At 45.8% G+C, this 13237-nt stretch carries 15 protein-coding genes; 12 read left to right on the top strand and 3 right to left on the bottom strand.

The annotated features are described in order from the left end of the window. Positions 1 to 252 precede the first annotated feature (252 nt). Positions 253 to 858: an SLOG family protein gene (locus C1A08_RS09775; protein WP_180951565.1), complete on the top strand. Its 606-nt coding sequence runs from the start codon at positions 253 to 255 to the stop codon at positions 856 to 858. Between the two features lie 132 nt (positions 859 to 990). Next, positions 991 to 1452 carry a hypothetical protein gene (locus C1A08_RS09770; protein ID WP_101573088.1) on the top strand — a complete coding sequence of 154 codons (462 nt, stop codon included), beginning with the start codon at positions 991 to 993 and terminating at the stop codon, positions 1450 to 1452. Positions 1453 to 1801: 349 nt separating this feature from the next. Here the strand turns inward: C1A08_RS09770 and C1A08_RS09765 are convergent, their stop codons facing one another. Next, positions 1802 to 3937: a KAP family P-loop NTPase fold protein gene (locus C1A08_RS09765; RefSeq protein ID WP_101573086.1), complete on the bottom strand. Its 2136-nt coding sequence runs from the start codon at positions 3935 to 3937 to the stop codon at positions 1802 to 1804. 588 nt (positions 3938 to 4525) lie between these two features. Between C1A08_RS09765 and C1A08_RS09760 the strand changes: the two genes are divergently transcribed. The 3 genes from C1A08_RS09760 to C1A08_RS09750 all read left to right on the top strand — a co-directional run bounded on the left by C1A08_RS09760 (position 4526) and on the right by C1A08_RS09750 (position 8712). Then, positions 4526 to 5812 carry a tyrosine-type recombinase/integrase gene (locus C1A08_RS09760; RefSeq protein WP_101573084.1) on the top strand — a complete coding sequence of 429 codons (1287 nt, stop codon included), beginning with the start codon at positions 4526 to 4528 and terminating at the stop codon, positions 5810 to 5812. Positions 5813 to 5911: 99 nt separating this feature from the next. Beyond that, the gene (locus C1A08_RS09755) at positions 5912 to 6241 is read left to right on the top strand and encodes a helix-turn-helix domain-containing protein (RefSeq protein WP_101573082.1); all 330 of its coding nucleotides are present in this window, start codon (positions 5912 to 5914) and stop codon (positions 6239 to 6241) included. 212 nt (positions 6242 to 6453) lie between these two features. Continuing rightward, positions 6454 to 8712: a ParB/RepB/Spo0J family partition protein gene (locus tag C1A08_RS09750; protein WP_101573080.1), complete on the top strand. Its 2259-nt coding sequence runs from the start codon at positions 6454 to 6456 to the stop codon at positions 8710 to 8712. A gap of 94 nt (positions 8713 to 8806) precedes the next feature. On the opposite strand, the gene C1A08_RS09745 is transcribed toward C1A08_RS09750, so the two are convergent. Both C1A08_RS09745 and C1A08_RS09740 read right to left on the bottom strand, forming a co-directional pair. Further along, entirely contained in the window at positions 8807 to 9115 is a 309-nt protein-coding gene (locus tag C1A08_RS09745) for a hypothetical protein (RefSeq protein ID WP_055204414.1), read from the bottom strand. After that, the gene (locus C1A08_RS09740) at positions 9102 to 9461 is read right to left on the bottom strand and encodes a helix-turn-helix domain-containing protein (protein ID WP_101573079.1); all 360 of its coding nucleotides are present in this window, start codon (positions 9459 to 9461) and stop codon (positions 9102 to 9104) included. Before C1A08_RS09740 ends, C1A08_RS09745 begins: the two co-directional genes overlap by 14 nt. 179 nt (positions 9462 to 9640) lie before the next feature. On the opposite strand from C1A08_RS09740, the gene C1A08_RS09735 reads away from it, so the two are divergent. The 7 genes from C1A08_RS09735 to C1A08_RS09705 all read left to right on the top strand — a co-directional run bounded on the left by C1A08_RS09735 (position 9641) and on the right by C1A08_RS09705 (position 13151). Further along, positions 9641 to 9940 carry a hypothetical protein gene (locus tag C1A08_RS09735; RefSeq protein WP_145996562.1) on the top strand — a complete coding sequence of 100 codons (300 nt, stop codon included), beginning with the start codon at positions 9641 to 9643 and terminating at the stop codon, positions 9938 to 9940. Positions 9941 to 10025: 85 nt separating this feature from the next. Next, positions 10026 to 10355 carry a DUF2958 domain-containing protein gene (locus tag C1A08_RS09730; protein ID WP_101573075.1) on the top strand — a complete coding sequence of 110 codons (330 nt, stop codon included), beginning with the start codon at positions 10026 to 10028 and terminating at the stop codon, positions 10353 to 10355. A gap of 121 nt (positions 10356 to 10476) precedes the next feature. Beyond that, positions 10477 to 10758: a hypothetical protein gene (locus C1A08_RS09725; protein WP_101573073.1), complete on the top strand. Its 282-nt coding sequence runs from the start codon at positions 10477 to 10479 to the stop codon at positions 10756 to 10758. A 131-nt stretch (positions 10759 to 10889) separates the two neighbouring features. After that, positions 10890 to 11222 (top strand): type II toxin-antitoxin system RelE/ParE family toxin, encoded by a 333-nt coding sequence (locus tag C1A08_RS09720; protein ID WP_101573070.1) that lies wholly within the window; start codon positions 10890 to 10892, stop codon positions 11220 to 11222. Then, on the top strand, positions 11219 to 11581 hold the full coding sequence (locus C1A08_RS09715; protein WP_257937100.1) for a helix-turn-helix domain-containing protein: 363 nt from the start codon (positions 11219 to 11221) through the stop codon (positions 11579 to 11581). Before C1A08_RS09720 ends, C1A08_RS09715 begins: the two co-directional genes overlap by 4 nt. A gap of 371 nt (positions 11582 to 11952) precedes the next feature. Continuing rightward, positions 11953 to 12225 (top strand): hypothetical protein, encoded by a 273-nt coding sequence (locus C1A08_RS09710; RefSeq protein WP_101573068.1) that lies wholly within the window; start codon positions 11953 to 11955, stop codon positions 12223 to 12225. Further along, entirely contained in the window at positions 12222 to 13151 is a 930-nt protein-coding gene (locus C1A08_RS09705; protein WP_101573067.1) for a toprim domain-containing protein, read from the top strand. The genes C1A08_RS09710 and C1A08_RS09705 overlap by 4 nt, the downstream gene beginning before the upstream one ends. Positions 13152 to 13237 lie beyond the last annotated feature (86 nt).

Raw genomic sequence — 13237 nt, 5'->3', positions numbered from 1 at the left:
CACGGTCAGGCTGCGGGGCAAAACGGTTGTTTCCGGCCTTTATTAACTACTTCTTCTTTTCCGGGGGGCGTTCCCGGCAGGCGGTTGCGCGGGTAACTTCGTGTGCACGGTGGACTGAATCGCCTGAGCTTCGCCCCCCTTTTTTATGGCTCTACGAGCAATTTTTCATAATAACATTAGATTGGATGGGCCGAACCCCGGAGCGTTTACAGGAACGTTTCGGACGTTCGGCCTTTTTTTATGCTTACCGCTATGAGAATCGAATATGATAAACTGCAAATCCTGAACGACATTGATCCGTCGCGGGCGGCAGCTTTTTCGGGCTACCGAAAGGAAAAAATCAAACTGACGGAAACGGATGCCGATTACACGTCCGTCCGCGAACGCATTGTCCGGCGCACGGCAAGCGCAGTACTGCTGCTGCACGATCAGGGGTACGATACTTTCCTCTGCGGCATGGCTACGGGCTTCGACCTGTGGGCGGGGTTGGCGGTGCTGTCGCTGAAAAAACAACTGACCGACCTGCGGCTGATCGCCGTGGTGCCGTTCCGGGGGCAGGCGCAAGGTTTTCCCTACGAGTTTAAAGAGCTTCATTCCGCAGTGCTGGCCGCAGCGGACTGTCGGGTGTGCCTGCATCAAAACTTTACTCGTTCGTGTTTCCATGAGCGCAACCGGGCGATGCTCGATCATGCGTCTGCGCTGGTGTGTTACTACGATGGGCAGCCCGGCGGCACGGCCTACACGGTGGACTTAGCCCGTAAGCGGGATATGACGGTACTGAATCTGTGCGACGACGCACCGGAGTATAACAACAAAGCGGACGACAGACTGATTACGGAGATAATGAAGATAAAATAAAAGTGATGTATTGTGTTTATAACAGGGCACGAACCGAACTTGTCTTTGCTGTGCGGGCGATTGGCGTTGCCCTGATTGTTGAAGGCAAATAAAGTTTGTGCCTTTTTTATTAACCATTTTATATAAAAAATTATGAAAACGAAAAATCAACAATTCAAAGGTTCGCCGGTCGCTGTCGCTTATTATGACCGAAGCGTCGAATTTTTCCGGAACCACGATGTTACGACCGTCGGGTACAACTTCATTCCCGACGATCTGTTGGAAGCATGGGTTGCGCCCGATCCGCATCAATTACTTTCCGACATGGCCGACGGAAAAGCCGAACCGGACAGCATCCTGCCGTTCGCCGTTTTTTCGAACGCCTACGGTTATCATGACCAGATTTATGCCGCGATTCTCAAAGACGATTCGTATAGTACACCTTACGAAAAGATCATCGAAGATTTTTTTCTGTTTCAGGAAGCCCTGCATTATATCGTGGAGCTGCAGAAACGGAATTATTTTTTCATACCGCTTCCTATTCTGCATTTCAATGCTTTGCCCGAAATGCTCCCGCTGTTAAGAGAGGCCGTTCAAAGACTTGGCGTTTTATAGCTGTAAGGCCGGTTTGTCCGGTTCGTAATCAGGCTTACGTTCCAATTCCGGACACTTCGGCTGGGAGCGGGACGCGCCGGTATACCCGCTCCTTTTTTTTAGAACCTACTACACTCATCATAGCCCGAACCGTTTACCCTCTAAAAACCTAAACTTTAATCAATGCAAACGGCGACGGCCCAAGCCGGACGGAGCGATCCGACCGGCTTTTTTATTTACCGCTACATGATTCTGTAACTATATCGGGCCACAGTGAACGAAAAATAATCACAAAAAAATCAGACTTCACAGAAAATGCGGACAGATTGCAGATACGAAAGGTAAAAAAAGAAAAATGATTAGTTAAAGATTAGCGTTGTTGTTCCGATTCATATATGGACATAAATGTTTCTATGTTTTTTTCTTTCCTTCTTAATGTTGGAACACGTTCTATTTCTTTTTGTAACTTTTCGTAAACTAGTTTTTTATCAAACAACTTACAGAATGGTTCGTAGTATTTAGATTCGCCATTGTAAATTAATGTATTAATTAATTTTGCGATATTGAAATCATCTTTGGGGATATGTCGACGTATAAAATCTTGATATTCCTGTTGGTTTGCTTTTTGCCACACGGGAAATAATTCGAGTATGCAGATTTGCCCTAAATCAAATAAAGCGGTTTCAGATTTTTCTTTAATGAATCGTTTTATAGCAACCATGACAATTTCGTTTAATCTGTCTTCGTTTCCATAACCGGCAAATCCTTTTCTTAAAAATTCGACAACAACAAACAGACTAAATAAAGCTGGAGAATATTTAGTGATTTCCTGTAAAGTCGTAAGGATCGTATCGAAGTCTTTGATAGGCGAACCTTCGTTGTCATAATTATTTATATGGATATTGAGCGTGTCTACAATAAAAAGCTCCCATTGTTTGGCATGATCTGTTTCCGTGAATCTAGTACGGGAGCTATTGCTTTTTAATAATGATAAAGCAACACATAGTTTGCCGATATTTTCTTTTTGTAAAGTTCTTTTATAGAGAATCAATTGTAATACACGGGTAAATTCATCTATGGAATACTTCTGGATATAGTAATCGAACGTACTATTTAGGCGCTTTGCATCAATTGATGTTTTGATTTCGTTGGTTAAAACATCAATATTGTCTTCAGAAATAATGTTCGAAGGAGTGTCGTATATAAAATACTTTTCAAAATATCTTTCAGAACATAATCTTTTGGATGAGTCATATTCTAATGTAGGAACTGTGGAAGAATAAAAATATGAAGGAAGAATTTTCCCAAGTAGATAATGTAACTCATATTGGTAATGATGCGAAGTATTTATTGTTAACATTTCTATGAAATCCTGTTTTTCTTTCTCTTCGGCCTCTTTTCTTTCTTGATCAGAAGCAAAGCGAACTAACATATAGACACCGTCAGGCATTTGACCTAAAATTCTTGCTTTGTTGTTTCGTATTGTTTTATATGCTTCGGGACTGACAATTTTTAGCGCTTCTAATAAGCATAAATCCGAGATGTTAACTTCGGTATATAGTAGTGGCAACGAGAATGACAAGACATTAATGTATTGAATTATTTGTCTGGCAGTTTCAAATAAAGGTAATGCATATTTATGAATGTTGTATTGAGCTTCTAATATTTCCCGCTCGTCAATTAAATCTGTATTTGGCAGATTGGACAATATTGCTTTGAATTTTAAGGTAAAATATTGTAACAACTGACCTTGCGAGATTTTTGGGAGGTACAACTGTGCTTGGATGATCTTTTCTATGAAATTATGTCCAGCTTGAATGTCTCCGTTTTCATAAAATGAACATAGTGCTTTCGCAACCATTTCTTTATCCATAGCGATAATAAAAATGGTATTGTCGAAACTAGCCGTTTGTTTAATCAATTTGAATAGTGCATGTATTTCACTCTTATCAAGTCGATCAACGTCATCAATTATAATTACTAAATGTTTCTGAGATTTTACAATCTCTTCACTTAGCTGTTTCTTTCTTGAATTAACATTTTCTTTTAAATCAGGAAGTTTGTCTATAAATGTTGTAACACCTTTCTCCATCATTGTTCCTGCGCCCGGAGCGAAAATATTGACTAATCCCGAAAGTCCTAAAGATACAATTGGGGCATATTTTTTTAATCCCTTTACAAAATCTTGACTTATATTTTTGCCGTCTATCGAATTGAAGAAATCTAATAGTAAGGATTCTTGATCTTTAAATAACCATGGGTTGAAACAAGAAATAATTATATTTTCTTGTTGGTTTAACTGTTCGGAAATGAGGTTAAGAGTCGATGTTTTACCGTCTCCCCATTTTCCGTATATTCCAATCGTAAAACAAGTATGTTTCGATTGAGATTTATTGATAATAGTCTGTACAACCGCGTCAACAATTCGTTTACGTCCGAATACGTCATCTTTTGCTGTTGTTATAGGAGAATCTTCTGAAATGTTAAATGATAAATTGGGATTCATAGTTGCTTATACTTATGTATGTTAATACAAAGATATGATATAGTCCGTAAAAAAATACACACGTAAAATCAAGTATTATATCAAAATACAATCTCGTTATTTTTTACACCTCGTTTTATAGATTGAAACGGTCGGATATTAGTAGGTTATAATGATTATGCTTGTATCTGAAAATGATGATCAATTTACCGCGCTATACAATCTCCCCAAGGGAAAATGTTTAATTGGCCGTGAATTAATGAATTGAGATCAATAACCCTGCAAAATAAATTTAAAAACGCCTTATAAATGATCTGTAAAGCGTTTTTGTAAGTTGTGTGCAAATTGTGTGCACAAAAAAGAAAAGAGGTTGCGATTTTCATCGTAACCTCTTGATTTTCTGGCTCCTCAACTAGGACTTGAACCTAGGACCCCCTGATTAACAGTTGCCATAAGCTGTTTTATGTATTTTGTAGTTTTGTTTATGATTTTTATGTAAGTTGCTGATATGTATTATGTTGTGTGTTGTAGTGGCATAATATAAATAAAAGAAATTCGTTCATTTCTTGGGCAATTATACGGCAAAATTACGGCAAAAAATTTTAAATCATGAAACAGGCAACTGTAAGACTTGAACTCGATCGGAGGAGTTTAAGTAAAAAAGATTCTCGTTATCCGGTAAAATTAGTCGTTTATTGTAGCAATAAATGGAAACGCTATAAAACAGAATTTCGTTTTACGGATAAAGAATGGAATATATTATGGGGGCCCAAATTGTTGAATAAAGACCTAAAATCGAAAAAGAACGATTTGGAAAAGGAACTTGTTCGGGCTAATGATGTTCTTGAAACATTGGATAATGAGTTTTCCTTTGAAAAATTCGAGCGTTTGTTTTTAGGGAAACTGACAGAGACAGAGAAGCGACAATTAGAGAAGGAAAAAAGACAAGCTAAAATACAGAAGCAAAAAGAGAATGTTTATAATGTCTATCAGGAATATTTGAAAGAACTTGAAAAATCAAAACGTATCGGAACAGCAAATGCTTATCGTAACTCGATGAAATCTTTGCAGAGTTATAGACCAAAACTATCTTTTGTTGAAATTACTCCCAAATTCTTAGAACGATATGAGGCGGAGATGATTTCACGAGGTATGTCATTAACTACTGTAGGAATTTATCTTCGCGGTTTGAGAGCCATTTATAATATTGCTATTATGGACGGTGTCGTATCCAGAGACAATTATCCATTCGGGCCTAAGAAATACCGTAAGTATGAGATTCCGATCGGTCGTAATATTAAAAAGGCTTTGGATATTGAAGATATTCGGAAAATTAAAAACGCCAATTCTCTTCCGACCGAACACCAATTTGCCCGGGATATGTGGATGTTCAGTTTTTATTGCAACGGCATGAATATGGCGGATATATTTTTTCTGAGATTCGAGTCGATCGACGGCCGGTTCATGCGATTTTACCGCAAGAAAACAGAGCGGACCCGACGGGATGTCCTGCCGATAGAAATTTATCTGCTGGACGATGCCCTTGCTATTCTGAACAGATGGAAAGTCAAAGAGACTTCCCCTTCCGATTATGTTTTCGGTCTCACATCGGATAACGATTCTCCGGAAGAACAATTCAGACAGAAAAAGAATTTTACTCGTAGCATCAACCAACATATGAAAACTCTCGGGAAACAGTTGGGGATAAAAAGTAAGCTGACAACCTACGTGGCCCGTCATTCCTATGCTACGATGTTGAAGAATCTCGGAGTGTCCGTTGAAGAAATATCGGAAAGTTTGGGACATAATAGCATCGAGACGACCCGGAACTATCTGGCATCGTTTTCTCAGAACCGCAAAAAAAGCACGGCAGAGAAGTTGCAAGACGCTTTGTAGATACTTGTTCGACGGCCATATGCGGCCTGCTCCGGCCAACGCTTTGAACGGACGATATATACGATTATTTTAGCACGGAAACCGCTAAAACAGATATTTATGAATACAGAGTTGATCGTATGGCTGGATCGGCGATTCGACAAGATCGAACAGAAACTGTCCGTTCTGACGGAACAGCTATCGTCCTTACAGCCGATTCCTCCGAATCGGTTGGTCGATATAAAAGGAGCGGCGGTTATTACCCGTTTTAAGCCGTCTTATATCTACGGACTCGTCCATCAGAAAAAAATACCGCATGTCAAATTCGGGCATTCGGTTCGATTCGACCCCCGAGAACTCGATGCGTGGATGCGTCAGGGGCGCCCGGAAATCGAGAAATTAGGATTAAAGAAATTGCAGGAAATGGAACGAACGAAATTCGAGGACTAAAAATTATTGATTTGCCGCTCCGACAACCGCTTATTTTGTCATTCATTACAATAAACAGTTTGGATCTTTATTTCGAATTTAATCATTGTTGTATCTGAAGTAGATTGAGTATAATGTATTTTTGAACAGCAACAATACCACAAAAAGTAATTCTTTGAAAGCAGGCCATAAGCCTGCTTTCATTTTTTATTAACCTTTCAAAAACAGTGCTTATGAAAGCCAATGCAACCGTTTCTGTACGGCGGAATGCCGTACAGAACAAGAAAGCCCGGACAACCGGCAAGGTCCGTACGAGAAAAAATACGGGTTCTCCGCTCCCTCAAGCCTCCGCCGATCTGCCCGAACAGCAGATCGCGCTGGATTCGATCGTTCCGAACGATTTCAATCCCCGCCGGAACTTTTCCGAACAGAGTCTCCGGGAACTGGCCGACAACATGACCCGGGTCGGGCTGATCCATGCCGTTACGCTCCGTCCCCGCAGCGACGGGCAGGAAGGCTACTCGCTCGTATGCGGCGAGAGGCGTTTTCGCGCGGCCCGACTGGCGGGATGGGAGACCATACGGGCTAAGATCTGCCCGATGAGCGACGCCGAAGCGGAAGACTTCGCCATTGCCGAAAACTTACAGCGGGAAGACATCACGCCGTTCGAGCAAGGACAGGCGTTCAAACGCCTGATCGATACGCGCCATTACGACGTCGGAACGCTGGCCCTGCATTTCGGACGAACGCGCGATTTCGTCCTGAGCCGTATCCGCCTGCTGGATCTGATCCCCGAGGTAATAGAATTGCTGAACAGCGAGGAGATCAATATTTCGCAGGCGTTGGAGCTGTGCCGATACGAGAAAGAGATTCAGAGGGAAGTCTACGACGGATATTTCAAAATGGGTCTCGACTGCCACTGGCGGCATCTCCGGGCCAAAGAGCTCAGAAGCCGTCTGGCCGGCATGTACCTTTCGCAACTGGATTCTTACCGTTTCGACAAAACCGAATGTATGTCCTGTGCGAGCAACAGGGCCAATCAGGTGCTTTTCGCGGATTGCGGCGACTGCAACGTCTGTCAGAACCGGGCGTGCATGAAACGCAAGAATACGGAGTACCTGATCGCCGAAGCGAAGAGACTGCTTTCGGAATGTCCCGGCATACGGATCGGCTATTTCGAGGATTGTTCGCAGGGAGAAGTCCTGCAAGCCCTCCGGGACGAATCCCGCCCGGTCCGTGCGCTGGGCTATGCCGGCTACTACGAGGCGCATCCCGAAAAACCGGAGGAACCGCGCAGGGAGGATTTCACCGATGAGGCGGATTATACGGAGAGCATAAATACTTTCCGCAGCGCATCGGAGGAGTACGAACAGGAGTGTGCCGACATACAAAGACGGGTCGAATCGGGAGAACTGATACGTTACGCCGTGATCGGAGACCGCGGCATCGAATTCTACTACGACGAGCCGATTCCGGTAACGGAAGAGCAGAATGAAAGTAATTCGGCTCGGCAGACCCGTCCGGACGATTCGGCGGTATTCTCTGGAAACACGTTCACGACGGTTCCCGATATCGTATCGTTCGCCGGCGAAAGCGTCGATCCGGAAACGGGCGAAATACTTTCTCCCCAATCCGATACGGAAACGATCGACCGGACCATGACGCAGGAGGAGATCGAGCGCGAGGAGAAGATAAATACCCTGAAAGAGCGACACGCCAATAATTACCGGCTGTTTCTCGACCATATGGCGGCCGACCTGAAAATAGCTCTGCGTAAGACAGACTACAGGGAAGGAGCTTTGACGGAGGAGGAACAGCGGATTTTCTGGTTTTTGCTGCTCCGAACACTCGATCGGAGGTTGTACCCGCAGTTCGGACTGAATGAACATGACTGGCCGATGTCCGAAAAGCGGCAGGTACGGATATGCAGGGAGCTTACCCCGGAACAACAGGTATTGCTTCTGCGGGAGTTCATGCGCGGCAAGCTGATGGAAAACTGTTCCGTACCCGAACTGATCGGCCGGCTGTCCGGCGACTTCGTAGAGATTCATCAGCCGGACGCCTACCGGGAGATCCGTTCACGGCATAAGGACGTTTACGACCGTCGGCTTTCGGGCATATTCCAACGGCTGAAAACACTGGGATGCACGGATACGGAACTTCCCGTAAACGAGACGGAGCTCGAAATCCGGCATACGCTCGCGTTCGGGGCGCTTCAGTCACACATCGCACCGGAAGCCGTTCCGTTCGATCCGAACGAACTGCCGCAGGAGCCGCCCTGCGAGATTCCGCAGACGGAGGAGCCGGAAGGAGAAGATATACCCGGCGACGATATCCGTCCGGAACCGGCGATTCCCGTAAAGGAACCCTACCTGCCGAAACCGGCCGACAGCCCGGAGGAAACCGTTTCCGGTATCGAGGAATACCCAGCGTCGGAGGAACTCGATCAAAGAGCGGGAGATAACGTCGTATCCGAAATTCGGGCGGCCTGATATGGAGCGAACCTTTCATGCATACAGGGAGCGCATACGCGCTCCCTGTATGTTTTCATGCTGCCGGCCGTATGGGATCATACGGTATACGGCGTTACCGGTCTTTCGAAGGGAACGTTTTCCGTCCGAGCAACTCTGCCAGAAGAACGACGTCGGCCGCATGGTAGACAAACCTGCGATCGAAAACGCCGCAGCGGATCAGCCGTTTCTTACGCGCCGCCTCCAGTTGCTCTGGGGTAATCTTCAGCATCCGGCATACTTCGTCGGCCATGAACACGAGGTCGATGTTACGCATCGCGCACAAGTGTACGAGAAAGTAGTTCATGTAGATAAGCTGCCGGTTCCGTTTGACGAGCTTCGTCAAAACGGTTCGGGGAATCGTGAGGGTTTCAACGGTTTTCATGTTCTGAGTTTTTTAATGAACGATCGGTCTGTTTCCGGGATAAGTCGGCTTGACGCGCCTGATTCTCTATTTTGTCGATATACCGTTTGATTTCCGAATAACGGTACATGCGCTTGACGCCGAAAGTGAAGCCGATCAGCTTTTTCTCCTCGCGCAGCCGTCGCACCTGGCGCTCGCTCAGATGAAGCATCCGGCAGGTATCGTAAAAGTCGAGGATAGGATCGCCCTCGATCATATTGTGCTGTTTCTTTACGGCCAGCACATCGAGGTGAACGGCTTCCAGCTTTTCCCTGATTCCGGCCAGCGCAGACAATAACTCGCTCTGTTTAGAAAATTCCTCTTCCATGATTCGTAAGATGATCGATTGCGTTACAAAGATCCTGAATCCGAATCTCCGAATCATGTATCCGAACATGTTCTAAAACATAATTTTTTGCATTTCTTTCTGGTTGTCAGATCGATTGTCTCGACAATCAGAACATCTCCCCCTTTCTTCCCGAAAGAGGGATTCAATACGACGACAATATGGTTATACGAATGGAAGGACCGGTTTACGATACCGGTCCCGGCTCCCTGCGGGCCTATGCGCAAATTCTGAACAGCATGCTTCAGTCCCGGGACAGCGGAGAGCTGTTCCGCCAGCTGGCATGGGCCGATATGAATTCTCCGGATCACGAGCTGTCGGGCTATTTCGGTTGGGGCTTCGGCACCTCGACCCCTTTCTGGCTGCGCCAGCGGATCGCCTTCCGTTCCGATACGTTTTTCGGAACGCGCACGCTGACGGTCGTCCGTTTTCGCGAAGACGCGGACAGGGCCGATGCCTGAAACGGATACGATCCTTTGATTTGCATCAATCGCTTTTAATCCATTAAAAACTCTGTGCGGGAGGATAAATACTGCAACGACCGTTATGGAACTGATAACAAAAAAAGTAGAGAAAGATTTTATGTCTCGTCCGCTGAGATCGCAGGACGGGCGGGGATTCGACGCCGAGGTAATCGTCAAATACTTCAACCCCTGCGGATCGGGCACTTGGCTGATTACCGAAGCCGAGAAACAGGAAGACGGGGATTGGCTGTTGTTCGGCTATATCCACATTCACGAATGGGAATGGGGCTACGTTTTGCTGTCCGAACTGCTGAATCTGCGGCTGCCTTTCGGTATGGCCATAGAACGTGATATCTATTCGTCGGCCCGAACCGTCCGCGAACACCTGAAACGTTTCGGGATCACCGTCTGACCGGGGAAGCGCACTTGCTTCATATCGGAACAATAAATACATGCCGATTGCGTTATGCCTGAAAAGGTACTATATTTGTACCTGAATAAATACTGAAATTAGTTAATTAAAAAACACAGTCATGGCAGCCATACATGTTATATCGCCCAGCGAGTTCAAACAGAACCAGAAGAAGTTTTTCGACCTGGCTCTCTCGGAACGGGTCGTTATCAAGCGGGGCAAGGATCTGTTCGAGCTGGTATCCAAGCCTTATATCGACGAGAGCGTCAGTCCGAGCGGCGATCCCTTTTTTAACGATCCCCGGAACCTGCAAGCTATCCGCGAGGCTATCGAGCAGGCTAAGCGGGGACAGGTGACGGAGCTTACGCCCGAACTGAAGGAAAAACTGTTCGGCGATTTATGAGCTATAAGATCATCCTTACCGAGATGCCATCACAATAAATGAAGGGGTGCGATTACTTCCCCCTTTCTTGTAAGATATTTGCATAAGAGTAACCAATTAGTTACCTTTGCAAGGTAGAAACAACGGAAAGCATGATAAGGGATTTGATACTTTCTCCGGAATACATTGAATTTGAGCAGAGTTCCAGCCAGCGGACACGAGAGAAGCTACGCTATGCGGTGGCAATTTTGCAAACCGTGCAGCCGATACCGACAAAGTTCGTTAAGAAATTAACGAACACCGATTTTTACGAATTGCGAGTTTCGGTAGATAATGAGGTTCGGGTTATCCTGTTCTCGGCGGACAATGAAAATATCAACCTCGCATCGAGCGTTATCCTACTGAACGGCTTTGTGAAGAAAAGCACGAAGGATTATGACAAGGAGATTGCAAAGGCTATCCATATTTTAAGAAAATTGTTATGAGTACGACAAACAACCGATTGACAGCAGTGGAACTGCAGAAACTCCGGCAGACGGATTTCACGGGGAAACCGGGGTTCGTAAAGGCTGAAACGCTACTTGCCAAAGAGGTCGGCGAGGTCGGCACTCCCCAGCGAGCAGAGTTCGATGCAAAGGCTCGTGCTTGGTATTACGGCGAAATGTTACGGGAGCGACGGAAAGAACTCGGTATGACACAAAAGGAACTTGCCGAGCGTGTAGGACGGGAACGTACCTATATCAACCGGATCGAGAGAGGGGAAACGGACTTACAGCTATCTTCGTTTATCCGTATTGCGGAAGCATTGGGTATTATCATCCGCCTCGACGTGAATCTGGCGTAAGTACGGAACAACCGATTATAACAACCCGCCTGTCTGAACTATCGAAGTTATCGGCATAATTTCTATGCTTTGTAAAAGCAATTGCCCTATTGACATTGTTCGATATATTGAGTTTTGGGCCGTCCGAATCTCGGACGTTTTTTTTGTGATTCGGGGTATTTTAGGTGTCTTATGCTATTTTCCCGTATCGGTACTTCCACCGCATAATCGCCCTCGTTTTTTTACGGCATGCGATCATGCAAAAGTCGTCGTATTGAGCGTCTGCGGCCACTACGACGATAAATAAGGCATTACAGAAAATCGTTCGATTGCGGAAGCGGTCCTGTTCGGGGCCGCTTCCGTTTTTGTATCACATTCAAAAATCGACTACTATGACAGACAAACAGTTCAACGCCCTATTCCGCCGCCGTATGGACGCCTACGCGCGGGCCAACGACAAGGAAACGCGATCTTTCGCGTCCATTTCCTGCGGTTACGGCAGCAGGGCCTACCATCGCTTCAAAACCTTTTCAGACAAAAGCGGAGAGATCCGCGGCAAGCTCTCAGAAATGGCCGCCACCGGAAGGATCGAGCCTGCCTTGCTGCGTGAGGCCGTGTCCCGGCGCATCCTGTGCGAGGACATTTTGCGAACCGTATCGAGATGAACATACGGACCGCCAAATCGATTCCGCTGGCTGTTTATCTTTCCGGTCTCGGATTCCAGCCTGTGAAACGGCGGGGTACGGATCTCTGGTATCTTTCCCCGCTTCGCAAAGAGAAGCGGGCCTCGTTCAAGGTCAATACACGTCTCAATACATGGTACGATTTCGGAATAGGCCGGGGCGGGAACATCATTTCGCTGGCGGCCGAAATATATGAGATGAACGATGTTTCCCGCCTTTTGCGGCTGATCGGCGCGAATACGCCGGCTTCGGTTCCGTTCGATCCCATACAGGAGAGGAACATCTCACCTACGGAGCCGGAGTTTAAAAACGTTCAAGTCAAGTCGCTTGCTCATCCCGTATTACTCGATTACCTGAAATCACGCAAGATCGATCTGAAGACAGCGCAGATCCTCTGTAAAGAAGTACGCTATACCGTACGCGGCAAGTTCTATTTCGCCGTAGGATTTGCCAATGACAGCGGAGGTTACGAGATACGCAACCGCTATTTCAAAGGAGCCATTCCTCCGAAGGACACGACATGGATCAGACCGCAGAAGTCGAACCGGAGCTGCCGGCTGTTCGAGGGATTTACCGATTACCTTTCGTATCTGACTCTGTGCAAACAAGGCGATGTGTCATGGCATTCGTCGGATGAAGACTTTCTGATCCTGAACTCCGCATCGCTGCTTCCTCGGGCAAAAGGTAGATTGCAGGGATACGAACATATCGTATGCTGCCTCGACCGGGATACGACAGGCCGAAGGCTTGTCGGTGAACTACGCGCGACATTCGGAACGCGGGTACATGACGATTCAATAATGTATGATGGTTATAAAGACTTGAACGACTACCTATGTTGTGATAACGATCGAAAATTAGGGTATGTAAAGAATTGGCACATGGAGGGGATAGGAATCTACACATAGGTAACCTCGGCCTATCACCCGATTCATGTAGTCCTTTTTTTATTCATAACTTACAATACTAAACAAGCAAAGAGTCGTTTACTTGA

Source organism: Alistipes sp. cv1, from assembly GCF_900240235.1.
Lineage (GTDB): Bacteria > Bacteroidota > Bacteroidia > Bacteroidales > Rikenellaceae > Alistipes_A > Alistipes_A hominis.
Note: the sequence above shows the minus strand (reverse complement) of the source record. Positions and strands in the feature narration are given on the sequence as shown.

Excerpts from the sequence above, each read along its gene's own strand:
- C1A08_RS09750 (WP_101573080.1), top strand. The coding sequence starts at position 6,454 with ATGAAAGCCAATGCAACCGTTTCTGTACGGCGGAATGCCGTACAGAAC.
- C1A08_RS09705 (WP_101573067.1), top strand. The coding sequence starts at position 12,222 with ATGAACATACGGACCGCCAAATCGATTCCGCTGGCTGTTTATCTTTCC.
- C1A08_RS09725 (WP_101573073.1), top strand. The coding sequence starts at position 10,477 with ATGGCAGCCATACATGTTATATCGCCCAGCGAGTTCAAACAGAACCAG.
- C1A08_RS09720 (WP_101573070.1), top strand. The coding sequence starts at position 10,890 with ATGATAAGGGATTTGATACTTTCTCCGGAATACATTGAATTTGAGCAG.
- C1A08_RS09710 (WP_101573068.1), top strand. The coding sequence starts at position 11,953 with ATGACAGACAAACAGTTCAACGCCCTATTCCGCCGCCGTATGGACGCC.
- C1A08_RS09760 (WP_101573084.1), top strand. The coding sequence starts at position 4,526 with ATGAAACAGGCAACTGTAAGACTTGAACTCGATCGGAGGAGTTTAAGT.
- C1A08_RS09745 (WP_055204414.1), bottom strand. The coding sequence starts at position 9,115 with ATGAAAACCGTTGAAACCCTCACGATTCCCCGAACCGTTTTGACGAAG.
- C1A08_RS09735 (WP_145996562.1), top strand. The coding sequence starts at position 9,641 with ATGGTTATACGAATGGAAGGACCGGTTTACGATACCGGTCCCGGCTCC.
- C1A08_RS09715 (WP_257937100.1), top strand. The coding sequence starts at position 11,219 with ATGAGTACGACAAACAACCGATTGACAGCAGTGGAACTGCAGAAACTC.
- C1A08_RS09775 (WP_180951565.1), top strand. The coding sequence starts at position 253 with ATGAGAATCGAATATGATAAACTGCAAATCCTGAACGACATTGATCCG.
- C1A08_RS09755 (WP_101573082.1), top strand. The coding sequence starts at position 5,912 with ATGAATACAGAGTTGATCGTATGGCTGGATCGGCGATTCGACAAGATC.
- C1A08_RS09765 (WP_101573086.1), bottom strand. The coding sequence starts at position 3,937 with ATGAATCCCAATTTATCATTTAACATTTCAGAAGATTCTCCTATAACA.
- C1A08_RS09740 (WP_101573079.1), bottom strand. The coding sequence starts at position 9,461 with ATGGAAGAGGAATTTTCTAAACAGAGCGAGTTATTGTCTGCGCTGGCC.
- C1A08_RS09770 (WP_101573088.1), top strand. The coding sequence starts at position 991 with ATGAAAACGAAAAATCAACAATTCAAAGGTTCGCCGGTCGCTGTCGCT.
- C1A08_RS09730 (WP_101573075.1), top strand. The coding sequence starts at position 10,026 with ATGGAACTGATAACAAAAAAAGTAGAGAAAGATTTTATGTCTCGTCCG.